Origin of the sequence: Pseudomonas sp. B21-019 (assembly GCF_024749225.1) — a bacterium.
Classification (GTDB): Bacteria; Pseudomonadota; Gammaproteobacteria; order Pseudomonadales; family Pseudomonadaceae; genus Aquipseudomonas.
The window spans coordinates 1,379,106-1,400,202 of record NZ_CP087193.1 but is presented as its reverse complement, the minus strand read 5'-3'; the positions used below and the strand labels follow the sequence as shown (position 1 = coordinate 1,400,202).

The following is a 21,097-nucleotide window of genomic DNA, read 5'->3' as shown; positions in this document are numbered from 1 at the left end:
GATTACCCCTTGACTGCGCCGGCCGTCAGCCCGCGCACGAAATACTTACCTGCGACCACATAGACCAGCAGGGTCGGCAGCCCGGCGATCATTGCCGCCGCCATATCAACGTTGTATTCCTTGGCCCCGGTACTGGTGTTGACCAAGTTGTTCAACGCCACCGTAATGGGTTGCGAGTCACCGCTTGAGAACACCACGCCGAACAGGAAGTCGTTCCAGATCTGGGTGAACTGCCAGATCAGGCAGACCATGATGATCGGGGTGGACATCGGCAGGATGATCAAGCGGAAGATGGTGAAGAACCCCGCGCCATCGAGCCGCGCCGCCTTCACCAGCGCATCGGGAACGCTGACGTAGTAGTTACGGAAAAACAGCGTGGTGAACGCCAGGCCGTAGACCACGTGCACGAACACCAGGCCTGTCGTTGTGCTGGCCAGGCCCATCTTGCCGAGGGTGAACGAGGCCGGCAGCAGGACCGTCTGGAATGGCAGGAAGCAACCGAACAGCAGCAGGCCGAAGAACAACTGCGACCCGCGAAAGCGCCACATCGACAGCACATAGCCGTTCAACGCACCGATGGCCGTGGAGATCATTACCGCCGGAACGGTGATCTTGATCGAGTTCCAGAAGTACCCGTCAACCGTGCCCCAGGCCTTGATCCAGCCAATACCGCTGACCACGGTCGGCCAGCTCAGCAGGTTGCCGGAGTTGATGTCTTCCGGCGTCTTGAAACTGGTCAACAGCATGACCACCAGTGGTATCAGGTACAGCAATACCGCAAGGAGCAGCACGCCATAGATCGCGATGCGACTCAGGCTGATGGCAGGTTTGGCAGCGAAACTAGTCATGACGTTTGGCCCTCAGCTCGGAGTACAGGTAAGGCACGATGATCGCGAGAATCGCACCGAGCATCAGAATCGCACTGGCCGAGCCCATGCCCATCTGGCCGCGACTGAAGGTGAAGGAATACATGAACATCGCAGGCAGATCGGAGGAATAACCCGGGCCACCGGCGGTCATTGCCGCTACCAGGTCGAAACTCTTGATAGCGATGTGGGCCAGGATCATCACTGCGCTGAAGAACACCGGGCGCAGGCTCGGCAACACCACTTTCAGGTAAATGCGCGGCATGCTCGCGCCATCGATCTGGGCGGCACGGATGATCGATTGATCAACACCACGCAGACCGGCGAGGAACATCGCCATGATAAAGCCCGAGGCTTGCCATACCGCCGCGATCACCAGGCAATACACAACGCGATCCGGATCGATCAACCAGTCCAGGCGAAAGCCTTCCCAGCCCCAGTCACGCAGCAATTTGTCCAGGCCCATGCCCGGGTTGAGCAGCCATTTCCAGGCAGTACCGGTGACGATCATCGAAAGCGCCATCGGGTACAGGTAAATGGTGCGAATGAAACCTTCGCGACGAATGCGCTGATCAAGAAACACCGCCAGCAACACACCGATCACCAGGGTGATACCGATGAACATGCCGCCGAAAAGCGCCAGGTTCTTGCTCGCTACCCACCAACGATCGTTGTCGAACAACCGCTGGTACTGCGCCAGACCTGCCCATTTGTAAGTCGGCAGGAAGGTCGAAGTGGTGAACGACAGGACGAAGGTCCACAGGATATAGCCATAGAACCCCACCAAAACAATGAACATGCTCGGCGCCAACACCAGCTTGGGAAGCCAGCGCTGCAGTGCATCGAACGGCGAGGCCTTGCTGAACACAGCAACAGAACTCATGGGAAGATCCAGTACGAAGAGAAAGGATTACAAGCGCTTTCCCTTGTGGGAGCGGCCTTCTGTGGGAGCTGGCTTGCCTGCGATGGCATCACCTCGGTGCAACTGATAAACCGAGGTGTCTGCATCGCGGGCAAGCCCGGCTCCCACAAAATCCCTCCCACAGGGGGGCGCGGCTAACGGTTACTTGGCCGCTTTAATGGCAGTGCCGAGTTGCTTGGCGGCAGTGGCAGGATCGGCTTTCGGATCGTTGATGAAGTTGGTCACGACATCAAAGAAAGCACCCTGTACCGCCAGCGTGGTCGCCATGTTGTGCGCCATGCTCGGCTGCAAGCCACCGGTCTTGGCGTCCGCCAGGAAGTCTTTGGCAGCCGTCTGGGCGCAGGAGTCGAAACCGTACTTGCCCATGTCGCTCAGCATGTCGTTTCGAACCGGGATCGAGCCCTTGTTGATGCTGAAGACTTTCTGGAAGTTCTCACCCAGCACGACCTTGGCAATGTCCTGCTGAGCTGCAGCAGTGCCCTTGTCTTTCTGCTTGAACACGGCCAGCGAGTCGATGTTGTAGGTGAAGGCCTTGTCGGTGCCCGGGAAGGCTACGCACTCGTAATCCTTGCCGGCGACTTTCTTGGCCGCTGTCCACTCGCTCTTGGCCCAGTCACCCATGATCTGCATGCCGGCCTTGCCGTTGATGACCTTGGCCGCCTCCAGGTTCCAGTCCTGGCCTTTGCCGTCGGCGTCCATGTAGGTCGCGACTTTCTTCAGCTCGGTCAGCGCCTTGACCATGTCAGGACCGGTCAGCGCCGCGTTATCCAGATCGACCAGGGCTTTCTTGTAGCCATCGACGCCCATGACCGACAGGACCACCGCTTCGAACACGGTGCTGTCTTGCCAAGGCTGGCCACCGTGGGCAAGCGCAATGAAGCCCGCAGCCTTGAGCTTGTCACCGGCCGCGTAGAATTCCTGAAGGGTGGTTGGCGCTTTTTCGATGCCGGCTTTCTTGAAGACTTCCGGATTGATCCACAACCAGTTGACGCGGTGAATGTTCACCGGCACGGCCACATAGTTACCGTCGTACTTCACGGTATCGGAGACTTTCTTGTCGAGCAGGCTGTCCCACTTCTCAGCTTTGGCAGCGTCTTTCAAGACGTCGGTATCGAGCAGACCGGTAGACGCCCATTCCTGAATGTCCGGACCTTTGATCTGCGCTACGCCCGGCGGGTTACCGGCAACGGCGCGGCTTTTGAGTACGGTCATGGCAGTGGCACCGCCACCGCCGGCGACTGCGCCGTCTTTCCAGGTGAAACCGTCTTTTTCGACTTGAGCCTTGAGCACATCGACAGCCGCTTTTTCACCACCAGACGTCCACCAGTGAACGACTTCCACCGAACCTTTGGAATCGGCGGCAAGGGCACTGAGCGGGAATGCAGCAACGGGAAGCAGTGAAGCGAGAGAAATGACAGTAGCGAGGCGAGAAATCGCATTCATCTAGTAGTACCTTTCTTGTTGTTATGCATGCAAGTCTGGTGCTTGCGCTGCATAGGATTTTAAACAGGGGATAGCCCTTCGCAGGTAACGAAGGGACGCGCGAATGTCACCACATGGTTACACAGGAATGCTCTGGGACAACTGCCCCAGCGCGGTGGCCATGCTCGGTGCCAACGGCAGGCGCGGGATCAATACGGCTTGCCAGGCGTGATACAGGTCGGGTTTACCGGCCCAGATATCGGCGCTCGGGCGGTTCAGCGGATCGAGCTCGTGATGCCAGCTGCCATCGCAGCGGTCGATGAAATGACTGTCACAGAATTCCCAGAACAGTCGGTACCAGTGCTCGTATTGCTCATCACCGGTGCGTTTTAGCAGCGCACTGGCGGCGGCGCTGGCTTCGCAATGAGTCCAGTGCAAACGATGACGAACCACCGCGCGATTGTCCCAGTCGAGGGTGTAGACGATGCCCGGCGCACCGTCGACGTCCCAGCCGTGACGGCAATTGTGTTCGAAGAGTTTTTGCGCATCGGTGGCCAGCCAGCCCGGCGTGAGCATCCCGGCCTGTACCCGCGCGGCTTCGAGGTGCAGCAACAGCCGCGCCCATTCGAAACCATGACCCGGCGTGGTGCCGTAAGGGCGGAAACCGTCGGCCGGGTTGTCGTGGTTGTAGTCACGCAGCGGCTGCCAGTCGCGGTCGAAATGCTCGACCACCAGGTAATCGTTGGCGGCGGCGTGTTCGTGAATGACACGCTCGACGATGCGCTGCGCGCGAATCAGCCAGCGGTGGTCCTCGGTGACATCGGCCAGGGCGAGGAAAGCTTCGGTGGCGTGCATGTTGCTGTTGGCGCCGCGATAGGCTTCCTCGCAACTGAAGTCGCGGTTGAAGGATTCGCGCAGGGCACCCTCCTCCTCGCTCCAGAAATGGCTGTCGATGATGTGGATCGCATCGTCGAGCAAGGCTTGCGCACCGGGACGCTGGGCAACCACCGCAGAACTCGCGGCCAACGCCACGAAGGCATGCAGATAAGCGGCTTTGCCGGTATTGCCGTCGCGGTGTTCGGGCGTGGCGAACCAGCCACCGTGTTCGGCGTCACGCAGCGGCCCGCTGAGGGCTTTGATGCCGTGATCCACCAGCTCGGCGAACCCCGGCAAACCCTGGATGTGGGCCATGGCGAAGCTGTGGGTCATGCGCGCGGTGTTCATGGTTTCGGCTTGCGCGTTGACCGCCAGGCGTCCCTTTTCATCAAGGTTGCCGAAACCGTCGGGAAGCTTTGAAGCCCTGGCAAATGCCAACAGGCGCAGGCCTTCGGCGGCGAGCCATTGCTGATGGGCAGGCGCGTTCAGCCAACTGCTGAAGGCGGGTTGGAAGGTGTCCATGCGGTACCTTTTTTGTTGTTATGACTGGGACCAGTCTAAACAACGGTCGGTGGCGGGCAGGTAACGAAGGGGGCGGCTTTTGTCACCGAGCTGTGACATTCACCCTGATTTTGAAGTGAGTGGTTACTTGTGGCGAGGGAGCTTGCTCCCGTTGGGGCGCGGAGCGGCCCTGAAAGAGGGACTGCTGCGCAGTCCAACGGGAGCAAGCTCCCTCACCACAGGGGCAGTGTCAATCCATTGGTCGCGGCAACTGCAACGTCACGCGCAACCCGCCTTCACGCAGGTTTTGCAGGCTGACTTCACCGCCATGGCTATGGGCGATGTTGCGCGCAATCCCCAGCCCCAAGCCATAACCCTGTTGCTGCCCGGCCAGGCGGAAGTGCGGCTCGAACACTTGCTCCAGCCGCTGTTCGGGCACACCCGGACCTTCGTCGTCGACATGCAGGACGAACGCGCTCTCGTCGTCATCGATGTGCAGATGCGCGTTCTGCCCGTACTTCAAGGCATTGTCGATCAGGTTGCCGATGCAGCGCTTGAGCGCCAGTGGCTTGCCGGGATACGGCGCCAGCGCCCGCCCCTGCTGAGTCACGCGGCCGTTGCCGTTAGGCGCCAGATACGGTTCCACCAGGCAGTCGAGCACATGATTGAGGTCCACCGGCTCGATGTTTTCGTGGATGTCGGTGTCTTTCACGCATTGCAGCGCGCCTTTGACCAGCAACTCCAGCTCATCCAGATCACGTCCGAACTTGGCTTGCAGCTTTTCGTCTTCAAGCAATTCGACCCGCAGTCGCAGCCGAGTGATCGGTGTGCGCAAGTCATGGGAAATCGCGCTGAACAACTGGCTGCGCTCGGTCAGGTAACGGCTGATGCGTTCACGCATTGCATTGAACGCGCGACCGACTTCCACCACTTCACTGCCGCCGCCCTGAGCGACCGGTTCGACGTCAGCGCCCAAGGACATGTCCCGCGCCGCCCGCGCCAATCGCTTGAGCGGCCGGCTCTGCCAATGCACCAGCAGGCCGATGAACAGCAGCAAGAAGCCGCTGGTGAGTACGATGAACCAGACTTGCTGTGCCGGCAGGCCTTGCTCTTCAAGACTGGTGTAGGGTTCGGGCAACAACGAGGCGATGTACAGCCATTCCCCCGGCGCCATCTGGATTTGCGTGACCAGCACCGGTGGGTTCACTGGCTCCAGGGTCAACGCGTAGTGCGCCCAGGAGCGTGGCAACTCATCGAGTTTCAGCCCGCTATTGAAGATCCGCAGGTCTTCGGGGCTGACGAACGTCACCGAAATATCCGCGTCCTGGCCCAGCGACTGGCGCAGCACCTCGTCCACCGCTTTGAGCACCGCTTCTTTGCGCGGCGTGATCGGCAGCACTTCCATGCCCAAGGGTTTGTCGTTGAGGGTCACCACGAACCGGGTGCCGCCCATGCTGCGCAACTGGTCGAGTACCAGCGGCCTGAACGCCACCGGCAACGAGCGGAAATAACTGACACTGGCCGTCATCGAATGGGCCAGACTGCGGGCGCTGGTGACCAGCCCTTCAAGTTGCGTGGCGCGCAGTTGCGAAACCCAGATCACGCTCGACAGTGTCTGGGCAAACAGCACCGCCAACAGGGTCAGCAGCAACATGCGCCCGAGCAGCGAACGCGGCACCGGCACGCGCCCGGCGAGCTTGCGCAGGAACTCAGTGGCCATTGCCGGCAACCACGTTGGCCGCTAGTTGGTAGCCGCTGCCCCGCACGGTCCGAATCAGCCGCGGCGGTTTTTCGGTGTCGCGCAGGCGCTGGCGCAAACGGCTGACCGCCATGTCGACGATGCGATCGAGCGGCATCAGGTCACGGCCACGGGTGGCGTTGCCGATGGTGTCGCGGTCGAGGATTTCCTGGGGGTGATCGAGGAACAGTTTCAGCAGGGCGAAATCGGCGCCGGAGAGAATCACTTCCTCGCCGTCGGTGTGGAACAGCCGATGGCTGACCATGTCCAGCCGCCAGTCGTCGAAGGCCAGCACTTCACCGCCGGACCGCTCCTGACCGAACTGCGCACGACGCAACAGGGCTTTGATGCGCGCCTGCAATTCACGGGGGCTGAAGGGTTTGCCGAGGTAGTCGTCGGCGCCCAGTTCCAGGCCGATGACACGATCGGCCTCGTCGGAGCTGGCGGTGAGCATGATGATCGGCACGTGAGCCTGGCGCGGGTGCTGGCGGATCCAGCGGCAGAGGCTGAAACCGTCTTCGTCCGGCAGCATCACGTCGAGGATCACCAGATCGCTCGGCGCCTCGTTCAGCGCCTGACGAAAGCCTGCGCCATCGGGCGTGGTACGAACCTGGAAACCGGCACGGGTCAGGTAGGTGTCCAGCAACTCGCGTATCTCTTGATCGTCATCGACCAACAAAATCGACTTGTTGACTGAGCTCACGGCGGCATCCTTGTTGTTTGTGTTGGGGAGGATTATGCCTTACGGAAATCTGATGACGTGCGCGGATTTGTGGCGAGGGGGCTTGCCCCCGTTGGATCGCGTAGCGGTCCTTTTTTACGACTGCTTCGCAGCCGAACGGGGCGGTGCGGCGTTCCGACAAGCCCCCTCGCCACAGGTCTCAGGCCTGTTCCAGCGCCACACCCGCGCCCACCAGGCCGGAATACGGCGCTGTCACCAGCCACACCGGAATGCCTTTGAAGTAATCGCTCATGCAGCCCTTGTCGGCGAAGCACCGGGCGAAACCGCTTTCGATGAAGAAATCGGCAAACCGTGGAATCACCCCGCCAACGATGTACACGCCACCCCGTGCGCCTGTGGTCAGCACGTTGTTGCCGGCCACGCGACCGAGCCAGCAGCAGAACTGCTCGAGCACTTCCAGGGCAATCGGATCGCCCGCCAACCCGGCCGCCGTGATCGCCTCAGGCGTGTCGAGCACAGGCGTGTGGCCGTCCACGGCGCAAATCGCCCGGTAGACTCGCGGTAAACCACTACCGCTCAACGCCGTTTCAGCGCTGACATGGCCGATCTCGTTGTAGATGTGTTGCCACAGCTGGGTTTCCCGCGGGCTGCTCAGCGGCAGATCGACGTGACCACCCTCCCCCGGCAACGCGGCAAAACGGCCCTCGCCCAGATCGAGCAACGTGCCTACGCCCAAGCCTGTACCCGGACCGATTACCACTGCTGGCCGCAACGGTTCCGGCGTGCCTTCGCAGACCACCCGGAACTCGCCCGGCTGCAAGCGGGTCATGCCCAGGGCCATGGCCGAGAAATCGTTGACCAGCAGCAGTTGATCCACCTGCAAGGTCTTGCAGAAACCCTTGCGACTGAGCCGCCAGTGATTGTTGGTGAATTTGAATTCATCACCGCTCACAGGGCCCGCCACCGACAGACACACCGAACCGATCGAACCCGGCGCCAGGCCGAGCCCGTTCAGGTACAGCGCAATCGCTTCTTCCGGGGTGGCGTGGTCTGCCGTTGCCAGCACCTGGACTGATTCCAGTTGCTGGTTTTTCCACAACGCGAAACGTGCGTTGGTCCCACCGATGTCACCGACCAAAGCCAGTTTCAATTAAGCGTCTCCAGGGCAGAAGTAAAGGCGCTGGCGCCTTGCTCTGCGGAGCTGAAGGCCATGCGCATGAAACCAAACAGTTCGCGACCGGTGCCGATGTTGTTGCCCAACAGGCCTTTGGCCGGCTCGCGCGCTGCAAATTCTTCGGCGTCCACCTTAAGCTCCAGGGTGCCTTTGACGCCATCGACGCGGATGATATCGCCCTCACGCACCCGTGCCAAAGCGCCGCCCACATAAGCTTCGGGGCTGACATGGATCGCCGCCGGGATTTTCCCCGAGGCGCCGGACATGCGCCCGTCAGTCACCAACGCGACTTTGAAACCGCGGTCCTGCAACACGCCGAGGAACGGCGTCATTTTGTGCAGTTCCGGCATGCCGTTGGAGCGCGGGCCCTGGAAGCGCATTACCGCGACAAAATCCTTCTCCAGCAGACCGGCCTTGAACGCATCGGCCAGGTCCTGTTGATCCTGGAACACCATGGCCGGGGCTTCGACGACCTGGTTTTCCAGAGCAACCGCCGAGACCTTCATCACACCACGGCCGAGGTTGCCTTCCATCACGCGCAAACCGCCTTCTGGCGAGAATGCACGAGCCACTGGGCGCAGGATGTTTTCGTCGAGGCTTTCGATCGGGCCTTCGCGCCAGACCAGCTCGCCGTTTTCGAGGAACGGTTCCTGGGTGTAGCGGCTCAGGCCGTGGCCGAGCACGGTGTTGACGTTTTCGTGGAGCAGGCCGGCTTCCAGCAGTTCGCGGATCAGGAACGACATGCCGCCCGCTGCCTGGAAGTGGTTGATGTCAGCTTTGCCGTTCGGGTACACGTGGCTCAGGGTCGGCACCACCTCGGAGAGGTCGGCCATGTCCTGCCAGGTCAACTGAATGCCCGCGGCCATGGCGATGGCCGGCATGTGCAAGGTGTGGTTGGTCGAGCCGCCGGTGGCGTGCAGGGCCACGATGGAGTTGACCAGCGAACGCTCGTCGACGATTTCGCCGATCGGCAGGAAGTTGCCATTCTGCTTGGTCAGGCGAGTGACCTGATGCGCCGCTTCGCGGGTCAGCGCATCGCGCAACGGGGTGTTCGGGTTGACGAACGAGGCGCCCGGCAAGTGCAGGCCCATGACTTCCATCAGCAACTGGTTGGTGTTGGCGGTGCCGTAGAACGTGCAGGTGCCAGGGCTGTGGTAGGACTTCATCTCCGATTCCAGCAGCTCTTCGCGGGTCGCCTTGCCTTCGGCGTAGCGCTGACGCACATCGGCTTTCTGCTTGTTGGAGATGCCCGACACCATCGGCCCGCCCGGCACGAAAATCATCGGCAGATGACCGAAGCGCAACGCGCCCATCATCAGGCCCGGCACGATCTTGTCGCAGATGCCGAGCATCAGCGCGCCGTCGAACATGTTGTGAGACAGCGCCACGGCGGTGGACAACGCGATCACTTCACGGCTCGGCAGGCTCAGTTCCATGCCTGGCTCGCCCTGGGTCACGCCATCGCACATGGCCGGGGTGCCGCCGGCGAACTGGCCGACGGAGCCGATTTCGCGCAAGGCTTTTTTGATCTGTTCAGGAAAGACTTCGTACGGCTGGTGCGCCGAGAGCATGTCGTTATATGACGAAACAATTGCGATGTTGGCGGAGTTCATCATCCGCAAGCTGTGCTTGTCGTCGCTGCCACACCCGGCCACGCCGTGGGCAAAGTTGGCGCATTGCAGCTTGCCGCGCATCGGGCCGTCGCTGGCCGCGCCGCGGATCAATGCAAGGTAAGCCTCACGCGTGGCGCGGCTGCGGGCGATAAGCCGTTCGGTGACCTCAAGGACGCGGGGATGCATGTGTAGAACTCCAGGCTAACGGATGTGGCGACCTGATTGTCTATGCTGATCAATTGCCGGTGTGATCGGGATGACAGACGGCTTTGTTGACCATTCGGACCAGTTGATTCAGGTCACTCGTTGTAGATAAAACAAAATATTGCCACTAAAAAGGCTTGTTTTCTATTTTTTTGCGAATAATCTTGTAATTCCAACAACAAAACGACGGCGGCGCTGTAAATGACTCTTCGAATCGCAATCAATGGTTTTGGCCGTATTGGCCGTAATGTCCTGCGCGCACTGTATACCCAAGGCTATCGTCAGGATCTGCAGATCGTTGCGATCAACGACCTGGGTGACAGCTCGATGAATGCCCATCTGCTCAAGTACGACACCGTTCACGGCACATTCGATGCCGATGTCCAGCACGATCAGGAAAGCCTGACCGTCAACGGCGACCGTATTTCGGTCAGCGCCATTCGCAACCCGGCCGAACTGCCCTGGGCCGCGGAGAAGGTCGACGTCGTGTTCGAATGCACCGGTCTGTTCACCGACCGTGCCAAAGCCGCCGCCCATATTACGGCCGGCGCACGCAAAGTGATTATCTCGGCCCCGGCCAAAGGCGCCGACGCCACTGTGGTTTATGGGGTTAACCACGACATTCTGCGCCAGTCGCACCAGATCATCTCCAACGCCTCGTGCACCACCAACTGCCTGGCCCCGGTGGCCCAGGTGCTGCACCGCGAGCTGGGCATCGAAAGCGGTCTGATGACCACCATCCATGCCTACACCAACGACCAGAACCTGACCGACGTCTACCACACCGACCCGTACCGCGCCCGTTCCGCCACCCAGAACATGATCCCGAGCAAGACCGGCGCCGCTGAAGCAGTAGGCCTGGTACTGCCGGAGCTGGCGGGCAAACTGACCGGCATGGCGGTGCGTGTTCCAGTGATCAACGTGTCGCTGGTGGACCTGACCGTGCAGCTCAAGCGCGAAGCGTCGGCCGATGAAGTGAATGCGCTGCTCAAACAAGCCAGCCAGCACTCGAAGATTCTCGGCTACAACGCCCTGCCGCTGGTATCCAGCGACTTCAATCACAACCCGCTGTCGTCGATCTTCGACGCCAACCACACCAAGTCCAGCGGCAAGCTGCTCAAAGTGCTGGCCTGGTACGACAACGAGTGGGGCTTCTCCAACCGCATGCTCGATAACTGCCTGGCGCTCTGCAACGCTGAATAAGTGATGGGGCGCACGACGCCTCATTCTTTGTTGGACGCGGCCCTGTAGGAGCTGCCGAAGGCTGCGATCTTTTGACCTTGATTTTCATGGGCCTCACGGCCGCCAGGATCAAAAGATCGCAGCCTGCGGCAGCTCCTACGGGTATTTGCAACGCCGAAAAATGCGTCGTCGCCGGCGCATTCTCGTCTGGAGCAGCAAGCGATGATCGGTATCAGCTTTACGCAAAAGACCATGGCGGCGCGCAAGCGTATCGCCCTGGTCGCCCATGACCATTGCAAAGTGTTTTTGCTGGACTGGGCCGAGCGGCAGAAAGACAAACTCGCGCAGCATGAACTGGTCGCCACCGGTACCACGGGGTTGTTGTTGCAACAACGCCTCGGCCTGTCGGTGGAAAGCATGATCAGCGGTCCACTGGGCGGCGACCAGCAACTCGGCGCGCAAATCGCCGAGCAGCGGGTCGACATGCTGGTGTTCTTCTGGGACCCGTTCGAACCGCAACCCCACGACCCGGACATAAAGGCGCTGCTGCGGGTCGCGGCGGTGTGGAACATCCCGGTAGCCTGCAACGAATGCAGCGCCGACTACCTGCTCAGCAGCCCGTTGATGGATCAGGCTCACGAACACCGCATCCCGGATTACGCGACCTATCTGCTGGGGCGTGGGTAAAGCGCCCGGAATCACTCTGCACAAATCCCCTGTGGGAGATTCTATGGTTGAGGGGAAACCCTCAACTTGCTTTCATCTGGCCGCGCCGTTTTTTTGAACTATGCTCGGGCTCTCGTTCCGGAGGGCCTTCGATGACTGATTTACTCACGTCCATTCAAGCCGCACTCGGCTTGCCTCACACCCCAATCCCGTTCACCTCGAGCGGCGCCCTGCCCTCGGCATTTGCCGTGACCGATCTGGCCTGCGCCAGCATTGCTGCCGCCGGCCAGGCCGCCAGCGAACTGCTGCACCGGCAAACCGGTCGTTTGCCCAGCCTTGAAGTTGACCGCCGCCTGGCGTCGTTCTGGTTCGCCACCTCGATCCGCCCCGTGGGCTGGAGCGTCCCGCCGCTGTGGGATCCGGTCGCCGGTGACTACGCGACCAAGGACGGCTGGATCCGCCTGCACACCAACGCGCCCCATCACCGCGCCGCTGCTGAGTCAGTGCTCGGCGCCTGTGCCGACCGCGCAGCGATGGCGAGCAAAGTGGCTCAGTGGGCGAAAAACGATCTGGAACAAGCGGTGGTCGAGGCCGGTGGTTGCGCCGCCGAGATGCGCAGCTGGAAGCAATGGCAAGCTCACCCCCAAGGTCGGGCCGTGAACGCCGAGCCGTTGATTCAGTTCAGCGTCGATGGCAACCAAACCGCCAAACCGTGGCAAGGCTCGGTGGCGCAACCGCTGGCCGGAATCAAGGTACTGGACCTCACGCGAGTACTCGCCGGCCCGATCGCCAGCCGCTTCCTCGCCGGGCTCGGCGCCGACGTGCTGCGCATCGACCCACCGACCTGGAATGAACCGGGCGTGGTGCCGGAAGTCACCTTGGGCAAACGCTGTGCGCGCCTGAATCTGCACGACAAAGCCGATCGCGCGGTGTTCGAAAGCCTGCTCAAGGACGCCGACATTCTGCTCCACGGCTACCGCGCCGATGCCTTGGAACGCCTGGGTTACGGCATCGCCCAACGCCAGGCACTGGCCCCCGGCCTGATCGATGTTTGCCTCAACGCGTACGGCTGGAGCGGCCCTTGGCAGAACCGTCGCGGCTTCGACAGCCTGGTGCAGATGAGCAGCGGGATTGCCGACGCGGGCATGCACTGGAAGAAATCGGATAAACCGACACCGCTGCCGGTCCAGGCCCTTGATCACGCCACCGGGTATTTGATGGCGGCCAGTGCGATCAAGCTATTGGAGCACGGTGGCTCTGCGCGGTTGTCGCTGGCACGGACGGCGAAGTTGTTGATCGAACATGGCGCCGGAACCAACGAGCCGTTGCGCGCAGAGGATGACCACGATCAAGGGATGTTGATTGAGCAAACACCGTGGGGGCCGGCCCATCGGTTGCAGGTGCCGTTGAAGATCACCGGGACGCCACTGCAATGGGCGCTGCCGGCCGGGGAACTGGGCGCCCATCGCGCGCAGTGGTGGTGATCATCAGATAGCTTTCGCGGGCAACCCTCGCGCCTACAAATGGATACCGATCCAATGTGGGAGCGTGGCTTGCCCGCGATGAGGCCCGAACAGTCACCGCAAACATCGTCGCGTAGTTGTTTTTTAACTAAACAGATAAAACGAAATAACGTTTATTCATTAATTCCAGTACCGCGCACCTGATAAATCAAATCTGTCATATAAAACAGTTATCAGAAAATTGGCGAAACCGCAGTAACACACTAATTTCAAAGCCCAAGCAATACCGCTTACGCCCACCTGACTTGCCCCCCTCTGAACAGGGCTTCCCCGGCAATACCGCTATGCCCGAGAACGATACATAAGTCTTTCATTAACAATGGAATGTGCCCATGCACTGATCTATGTCAGCTGATTGAACAGCCTGCAGAACTACTCTGTTGTCTCTCTTCTCCTGCACTGGAGTCATGCCATGTCTGAATCCCCCGGAAAACTGAAACTCGGTGCGCTCGTTGCTTTAGTGGTCGGTTCAATGATTGGTGGCGGAATATTCTCTTTGCCCCAGAACATGGCTGCCAGTGCTGACGTTGGTGCTGTTCTTATTGGTTGGGCGATTACCGCGGTGGGCATGTTGACCCTCGCTTTCGTCTTCCAGACCCTGGCCAATCGCAAGCCTGATCTGGATGGCGGTGTTTATGCCTACGCCAAGGCCGGGTTCGGCGACTACATGGGTTTCTCGTCCGCCTGGGGATACTGGATCAGTGCCTGGCTGGGCAACGTGGGTTATTTCGTTCTGCTGTTCAGCACCCTCGGTTATTTCTTTCCGATCTTCGGCGAAGGCAACACCGTTGCCGCCGTCATCGGCGCCTCGCTGCTGCTCTGGGCGGTGCACTTTCTGGTGTTACGGGGAATCAAGGAAGCGGCGTTCATCAACTTGGTGACCACCGTCGCCAAGGTCGTGCCGCTGCTGCTGTTCGTATTGATCGCCGTGTTCGCCTTCAAACTGGATATCTTCACCGCTGACATCTGGGGCGTGAAAAACCCGGACCTGGGCAGCGTGATGAACCAAGTGCGCAAGATGATGCTGGTCACCGTCTGGGTGTTCATCGGCATCGAAGGCGCGAGCATTTTCTCAGCCCGTGCCGAAGTACGCAGCGACGTGGGTAAAGCCACCGTCATCGGCTTCATCACCGTGCTGTTGTTCCTGATGCTGGTGAACGTGTTGTCCCTGGGGATCATGACCCAACCTGCACTGGCGAAACTGCAGAACCCGTCGATGGCCGCGGTGCTGGAACATGTGGTCGGTCACTGGGGCGCGGTGCTGATCAGCGTCGGCCTGATCATTTCCTTGCTCGGGGCGTTGCTGTCATGGGTGTTGCTGTGCGCGGAGATCATGTTCGCTGCCGCCAAGGACCACACCATGCCGGCGTTTTTGCGCCGTGAAAACGCCAACCTTGTACCGGCCAACGCGCTGTGGCTGACCAACGCGATGGTGCAGCTGTTCCTGATCATCACACTGTTTTCGGCCAGCACTTACCTGTCGCTGATCTACCTCGCCACCTCAATGATTCTGGTGCCGTACCTGTGGTCGGCGGCCTATGCCGTGCTGCTGGCGGTGCGCGGCGAGAGCTATGAAAACGCTGCGGCCGAGCGCAGCAAAGACCTGCTCATCGGTGGCATCGCACTGATCTACGCGATCTGGCTGCTTTACGCCGGCGGCGTCAAATACCTGCTGCTCTCCGCCCTGCTGTATGCCCCCGGCGCGATCCTGTTCGCCAAAGCCAAGCTTGAAGTCGACAAACCGGTTTTCACCAACGTCGAGAAGCTGATTTTCGCCGCTGTCGTCGCGGGCGCCCTGGTGGCGGCCTATGGGCTGTATGCCGGCTTTCTGACCCTTTAGCACTGTTGTGAAAAGCAGCACCCGATTGTTTTCATCTGGAGGAACACGTAATGACCACGGAAAAAGTTAAGTACGGCGTCCATTCCGAAGCAGGCAAACTGCGCAAAGTCATGGTTTGCTCCCCCGGCCTGGCCCACCAGCGGCTGACCCCGAACAACTGCGACGAACTGCTGTTCGATGATGTGCTGTGGGTCGCCCAAGCCAAACGCGATCACTTCGACTTCGTCACCAAGATGCGCGAGCGTGGTGTCGACGTGCTGGAAATGCACAACCTGCTGACGGACATCGTCGCGATGCCTGAAGCGCTGGACTGGATTCTGGAACGCAAGATCACCGCCAATTCGGTCGGCCTCGGCCTGGTCCATGAAGTGGGAGCCTGGCTACGTAGCCTGGAACCACGCAAGATCGCCGAGTTCCTCATCGGCGGGGTTTCCGCCGATGACCTGCCAGACAGTTTCGGTGGCAAGACCATCCAGATGTTCCGCGACTTCCTCGGTCATTCCAGCTTCATTCTGCCGCCGCTACCCAACACCCAGTTCACCCGCGACACCACCTGTTGGATCTACGGCGGTGTGACCCTGAATCCGATGTACTGGCCGGCGCGCCGTCAGGAAACCCTGCTGGCCACCGCCATCTACACATTCCACCCGCAGTTCACCAACGCTGACTTCCAGATCTGGTACGGCGACCCGGACCAGGATCACGGCAGCGCCACCCTTGAGGGCGGTGACGTGATGCCGATCGGCAACGGTGTGGTGTTAATCGGCATGGGCGAGCGCTCGTCCCGCCAGGCCATCGGCCAATTGGCGGTCAACCTGTTCAAGAACAAAGCGGTGGAACGAGTCATCGTCGCCGGCCTGCCGAAATCCCGCGCAGCGATGCATCTGGACACCGTGTTCAGCTTCTGCGACCGCGACCTGGTGACGATTTTCCCGGAAGTGGTGAAGCAGATCGTCGCCTTCAGCCTGCACCCCGATGAAAGCAAACCGGGCGGCATCGACGTGCGCCGTGAAGAAGCCAGCTTCCTCGACACCGTGGCCAAGGCCCTCAACCTCAAGGCGCTGCGCGTCGTCGAAACCGGAGGTAACGCCTTTGCCGCCGAACGCGAGCAATGGGACGACGGCAACAACGTGGTGGCGGTGGAGCCAGGCGTGGTCATCGGCTACGACCGCAACACCTACACCAACACCCTGCTGCGCAAGGCCGGCGTCGAGGTCATCACCATCAGCGCCAGTGAGCTCGGGCGCGGGCGTGGCGGTGGCCACTGCATGACCTGCCCGATCATTCGCGACCCTATCGATTATTAACTTTCAAGCCTTGGCCGATGCTTATCCAGCACGGCCGAGGGGATAACCGAAACCCAAGGAGATCCAATCATGGCTTTCAACATGCGCAACCGCAGCCTGCTCTCGCTGATGCACCACACCACTCGCGAGCTGCACTACCTGCTGGACCTGTCCCGCGACCTCAAGCGCGCCAAATACACCGGCACCGAGCGTGCGCACCTGCAAGGCAAGAACATCGCGCTGATCTTCGAAAAAACCTCGACCCGCACCCGGTGCGCCTTCGAAGTCGCGGCCCATGACCAGGGCGCCCACGTCACCTACATCGACCCGGTGTCGTCGCAGATCGGCCACAAGGAAAGCATGAAGGACACCGCCCGCGTGCTGGGGCGGATGTTCGACGCCATCGAGTACCGTGGCTTCGAACAGGAAGTCGTCGAAGAGCTGGCCAAGTTCGCCGGCGTACCGGTGTTCAACGGTCTGACCGCTGAATTCCACCCGACGCAAATGATCGCCGACACCCTGACCATGCGCGAACACAGCGACAAACCGCTGCACGACATCAGCTACGCCTACCTGGGCGATGCGCGCTACAACATGGGTAATTCGTTGCTGATGATCGGCGCCAAACTCGGCATGGACGTGCGCATCGCCGCACCGAAAGCGCTGTGGCCACATCAGGACTTCATCGATCAGTGCAAAGCCTTCGCCGAAGAGAGCGGCGCGCGCATCACCATCACCGAAGACCCGAAAGCCGCGGTCAAGGGCGTGGACTTCATCCACACCGACATCTGGGTGTCGATGGGTGAGCCGGTGGAAGCGTGGGACGAGCGCATCGAGCAACTGCTGCCGTACCAGGTCAACGCCGACATGATGAAGGCCTCGGGCAACCCGCGCGTGAAATTCATGCACTGCCTGCCGGCGTTCCACAACAGCGAAACCAAGGTCGGCAAGGACATCGCCGCACGCTATCCGCACCTGGCCAACGGCGTCGAAGTGACTGAAGAAGTCTTCGAATCGCCGGCCAACATCGCCTTCGAGCAAGCGGAAAACCGTATGCACACCATCAAGGCTATTCTGGTGTCGGCGCTGGCGGATATCTGAGGCTGAACACTTGTTCATGACCTGACCCCGCCCCCCGTAGGAGCTGCCGAAGGCTGCGATCTTTTGATCTTGATGTTGATCTTCAATGGCTCGGCAAAGATCAAGATCAAAAGACCAGGATCAAAAGATCGCAGCCTTCGGCAGCTCCTACGGGGCTCACCGAATTCTGAAAGGATCTGCATTATGCGTATCGTCGTTGCTCTGGGCGGTAATGCCCTGCTCCGCCGGGGTGAACCCCTGACTGCGGACAACCAGCGCGCCAACATCCGGATCGCCACCGAACAGATCGCCAAGGTCTACCCCGGCAACCAACTGGTGATCGCCCACGGCAATGGTCCGCAGGTCGGCCTGCTGTCGCTGCAAGCGGCGGCCTACACCCAGGTTTCTCCTTACCCGCTGGACGTGCTCGGTGCCGAAACCGAAGGCATGATCGGCTACATCATCGAACAGGAACTGGGCAACCTGCTGGACTTCGAAGTCCCGTTCGCCACCCTGCTGACCCAGGTCGAAGTCGACGCCAATGACCCGGCCTTCCGGGCTCCCAGCAAACCCATCGGCCCGGTCTACTCCAAGGCCGACGCAGAGAAACTCGCCGCCGAAAAAGGCTGGGCCATCGCCCCGGACGGCGACAAATTCCGGCGCGTGGTCGCCAGCCCGAAACCCAAACGCATCTTCGAAATCCGCCCGATCAAATGGCTGCTGGAAAAAGGCAGCATCGTGATTTGCGCCGGCGGTGGCGGCATCCCGACGATGTACGGCGCCAGCGGCAAACTGCAAGGCGTGGAAGCGGTGATCGACAAAGACCTGTGCTCGGCGCTGCTGGCCGAACAGCTTGAAAGCGATCTGTTAGTGATCGCCACCGACGTCAGCGCGGCGTTCATCGATTTCGGCAAACCCACGCAGAAAGCCATTGCCCAGGCCCACCCCGATGAAATGGACAAACTCGGCTTCGCCGCCGGCTCAATGGGACCAAAGGTCCAGGCGGCCTGCGAGTTCGCCCGCCATACTGGGAAAGTCGCGGTAATCGGTTCACTCTCGGACATCGAAGCGATCGTCCAGGGCAAGGCCGGCACCCGTATCAGCACAGCGACGCCTGGCATCAGTTATCAATAGAAAGAAACGAATAGAAAGAAACGCAGGGAGGCAGGCGTGAGGTCTGCCCTGATTCAATGCCTTTGAAGGAGAGACGCCAATGGCCAAGTTTGAGCCCGGTCACCTGCACATCGAGCGCCACGCACTGAACAAGGGCGATGTCAGCTACAACGTGTGCATCGACTATGAAGTCACCCAGGATCCCAAGGAGGGCAAAGGGATGCAGTTCACGATGCACGGCAGCATCCAGGGCAAGGAACTGACGGAGTCATTTTTCCTGCCAAAGGATCAGGCCTATAACTTCGCCAGTAACGTCACCAGAATCGCCGAGAAGTACGGCATCCCCAAGACGCTGAGCAGCATCGGTTCAATTCACCAGTACTACGATGCAATGTTCGAAGACGTGCGGGCACAGCTCAACATGAAGTCGGGCGATCCGGTCAAACCCGAACACCTGGAATAACGACTGGAAGATCAACGGATCGCAGCCTTCGGCAGCTCCTACGCCGAACGTATTCTCCTGTAGGAGCTGCCGAAGGCTGCGATCTTTTCAAGCAATCCCCCATTGCCGATTTCACCTCCAACCCTCCTCCAAGGCATACTTGCCAACCTCCGCACTCCAGAACCAAACCGCCCCATGCGCATCCACGTCAGTTTCATCGACCGCGTCGGTATCACCCAGGAAGTCCTGGCCCTGCTCGGTGGGCGCAATCTCAATCTGGATGCGGTGGAAATGGTGCCACCCAACGTCTACATCGACGCCCCGACCTTGAGCCCGGCCGTGCTCGAAGAGCTGCGCGATGCGCTGTTCAACGTGCATGGCGTGCAAGCGGTGACGGTGGTCGACATCCTTCCCGGCCAGCGCCGTCACTTGCAGCTCGATGCGCTACTCGCCGCCATGACCGATCCGGTGCTGGCCCTGGACAGCGCCGGCAAGGTGCTGCTGGCCAACCCGGCACTGATTGCCCTGTACGGTCGCGAACCGGCGGGTGAAAGCATCAGCGAGCTGTTTGCCGACCCGGCGCTGCTCGACACATTGCTGGAAAACGGCTTCCGCCTGCCGCTGCGCGAGATCACCGTCAACGGTCAAACCCTGCTGCTGGATGCCACGCCGATCACCGACGCCGGCGCCCTGCTGACCCTGTATCAACCGAACCGCATCGGTGAACGCCTCTCGGCGCTGCACCACGATCACGCTGAAGGTTTCGATGCCCTGCTCGGCGAATCCCCTGCCATTCGTACGCTGAAGGCTCGCGCTCAACGCGTCGCAGCCCTTGATGCACCGTTGCTGATCCAGGGTGAAACCGGCACCGGCAAAGAACTGGTGGCCCGCGCCTGCCACGCCATCAGCGCCCGCCACAGTTCGCCGTTCCTGGCCTTGAACTGCGCGGCGCTGCCGGAAAATCTCGCCGAAAGCGAACTGTTCGGCTACGCCCCCGGCGCCTTCACCGGCGCGCAACGGGGTGGCAAGCCGGGGCTGATGGAACTGGCCAACCAGGGCACGGTATTTCTCGACGAGATCGGTGAAATGTCGCCGTATTTGCAGGCGAAACTGCTGCGTTTTCTCAACGACGGCAGCTTCCGTCGGGTTGGCGGCGATCGCGAAGTGAAGGTCAACGTACGGATCCTCAGCGCGACCCACCGCGACCTGGAAAAAATGGTCAGCGAAGGCACCTTCCGCGAAGACCTGTTCTATCGCCTCAACGTGCTGAATGTCGAAGTACCGCCCCTGCGCGAGCGCGGCCAGGACATTCTGCTGCTGGCGCGCTACTTCATGCAGCAGGCCTGCGCGCAGATCCAGCGCCCGGTCTGTCGCCTGGCCCCCGGCACCTACCCGGCGCTGCTGGGTAACCGTTGGCCAGGTAACGTGCGGCAATTGCAGAACGTGATCTTCCGCGCCGCGGCGATCTGCGAAAGCAGCCTGGTGGACATCGGCGACCTCGACATTGCCGGCACCTCTGTGGCACGCCAGAGCGATACCGAGGTCGACAGCCTCGAACAGGCCATGGAAGAGTTCGAGAAAGATCTGCTGGAAAAGCTCTACGTCAGCTACCCCTCGACCCGCCAACTGGCCAGCCGCCTGCAAACCTCCCACACCGCGATTGCCCATCGGTTGCGCAAGTACGGGATTCCCAATAAGCCGTGAGGCTTACTCGGTCGGATGTTGGAACACCGTCTTCAATCCGACACATCCCCCGTAGGAGCTGCCGAAGGCTGCGATCTTTTGACTTTCGCCTTGTAGTGCCTGGGACAAGATCGCAGCCTTCGGCAGCTCCTACGGGTCGGGTTCCAATTCAAGGGTTTCTAACCTGTTTAAAAGCGACCTCCATCTGTACTGAAAGCGCTACAGTGGAATGATATCGATACACCCCTTCCTGATCAGCGCTGTCCAAGGCTTTGATCCACCTA

General features: G+C 60.6%; 17 protein-coding genes. 9 read left to right on the top strand and 8 right to left on the bottom strand.

Annotated elements, in window-relative coordinates:
* Positions 1-2 precede the first annotated feature (2 nt).
* The 8 genes from LOY36_RS06155 to edd form a co-directional block, all read right to left on the bottom strand.
* On the bottom strand, positions 3-848 hold the full coding sequence (locus LOY36_RS06155) for a carbohydrate ABC transporter permease (RefSeq protein ID WP_019581464.1): 846 nt from the start codon (positions 846-848) through the stop codon (positions 3-5).
* Positions 841-1,749, bottom strand: coding sequence for a carbohydrate ABC transporter permease (locus LOY36_RS06150; RefSeq protein ID WP_018926470.1), 909 nt, complete (start codon positions 1,747-1,749; stop codon positions 841-843). Before LOY36_RS06150 ends, LOY36_RS06155 begins: the two co-directional genes overlap by 8 nt.
* A gap of 180 nt (positions 1,750-1,929) precedes the next feature.
* Positions 1,930-3,231 carry an ABC transporter substrate-binding protein gene (locus LOY36_RS06145; RefSeq protein WP_018926471.1) on the bottom strand — a complete coding sequence of 434 codons (1,302 nt, stop codon included), beginning with the start codon at positions 3,229-3,231 and terminating at the stop codon, positions 1,930-1,932.
* A gap of 117 nt (positions 3,232-3,348) precedes the next feature.
* Positions 3,349-4,608, bottom strand: a complete 1,260-nt coding sequence (locus LOY36_RS06140) for an AGE family epimerase/isomerase (RefSeq protein ID WP_258672611.1) — start codon at positions 4,606-4,608, stop codon at positions 3,349-3,351.
* 229 nt (positions 4,609-4,837) lie between these two features.
* Positions 4,838-6,307, bottom strand: a complete 1,470-nt coding sequence (locus LOY36_RS06135; RefSeq protein ID WP_258672610.1) for an ATP-binding protein — start codon at positions 6,305-6,307, stop codon at positions 4,838-4,840.
* Entirely contained in the window at positions 6,297-7,028 is a 732-nt protein-coding gene (locus tag LOY36_RS06130; RefSeq protein ID WP_007934711.1) for a response regulator, read from the bottom strand. Before LOY36_RS06130 ends, LOY36_RS06135 begins: the two co-directional genes overlap by 11 nt.
* A gap of 178 nt (positions 7,029-7,206) precedes the next feature.
* Complete coding sequence (locus LOY36_RS06125) at positions 7,207-8,157, bottom strand: glucokinase (protein ID WP_258672608.1); 951 nt, start codon at positions 8,155-8,157, stop codon at positions 7,207-7,209.
* Positions 8,154-9,980 carry a phosphogluconate dehydratase gene (edd, locus tag LOY36_RS06120; RefSeq protein ID WP_019651699.1) on the bottom strand — a complete coding sequence of 609 codons (1,827 nt, stop codon included), beginning with the start codon at positions 9,978-9,980 and terminating at the stop codon, positions 8,154-8,156. Before edd ends, LOY36_RS06125 begins: the two co-directional genes overlap by 4 nt.
* Positions 9,981-10,199: 219 nt before the next feature.
* Here edd and gap point away from each other — a divergent pair, with 219 nt between their 5' ends.
* The 9 genes from gap (at position 10,200) to LOY36_RS06075 (ending at position 20,834) form a co-directional block, all read left to right on the top strand.
* Positions 10,200-11,201, top strand: coding sequence for a type I glyceraldehyde-3-phosphate dehydrogenase (gene gap, locus LOY36_RS06115; protein WP_007934706.1), 1,002 nt, complete (start codon positions 10,200-10,202; stop codon positions 11,199-11,201).
* Positions 11,202-11,402: 201 nt separating this feature from the next.
* Positions 11,403-11,867, top strand: a complete 465-nt coding sequence (locus tag LOY36_RS06110) for a methylglyoxal synthase (protein WP_007934704.1) — start codon at positions 11,403-11,405, stop codon at positions 11,865-11,867.
* A gap of 131 nt (positions 11,868-11,998) precedes the next feature.
* Entirely contained in the window at positions 11,999-13,330 is a 1,332-nt protein-coding gene (locus tag LOY36_RS06105; protein WP_258672605.1) for a CoA transferase, read from the top strand.
* 451 nt (positions 13,331-13,781) lie between these two features.
* Positions 13,782-15,209: an arginine-ornithine antiporter gene (gene arcD / locus LOY36_RS06100; RefSeq protein WP_258672603.1), complete on the top strand. Its 1,428-nt coding sequence runs from the start codon at positions 13,782-13,784 to the stop codon at positions 15,207-15,209.
* Positions 15,210-15,259: 50 nt separating this feature from the next.
* Complete coding sequence (gene arcA / locus LOY36_RS06095) at positions 15,260-16,516, top strand: arginine deiminase (RefSeq protein ID WP_258672601.1); 1,257 nt, start codon at positions 15,260-15,262, stop codon at positions 16,514-16,516.
* A gap of 69 nt (positions 16,517-16,585) precedes the next feature.
* Positions 16,586-17,596 (top strand): ornithine carbamoyltransferase, encoded by a 1,011-nt coding sequence (locus LOY36_RS06090; protein WP_258672597.1) that lies wholly within the window; start codon positions 16,586-16,588, stop codon positions 17,594-17,596.
* Positions 17,597-17,779: 183 nt separating this feature from the next.
* Positions 17,780-18,709: a carbamate kinase gene (gene arcC, locus LOY36_RS06085; RefSeq protein WP_258672594.1), complete on the top strand. Its 930-nt coding sequence runs from the start codon at positions 17,780-17,782 to the stop codon at positions 18,707-18,709.
* Between the two features lie 79 nt (positions 18,710-18,788).
* On the top strand, positions 18,789-19,151 hold the full coding sequence (locus LOY36_RS06080) for a DUF5064 family protein (RefSeq protein WP_258672593.1): 363 nt from the start codon (positions 18,789-18,791) through the stop codon (positions 19,149-19,151).
* A 174-nt stretch (positions 19,152-19,325) separates the two neighbouring features.
* Positions 19,326-20,834, top strand: a complete 1,509-nt coding sequence (locus LOY36_RS06075) for a sigma-54-dependent transcriptional regulator (RefSeq protein WP_258672591.1) — start codon at positions 19,326-19,328, stop codon at positions 20,832-20,834.
* Positions 20,835-21,097 lie beyond the last annotated feature (263 nt).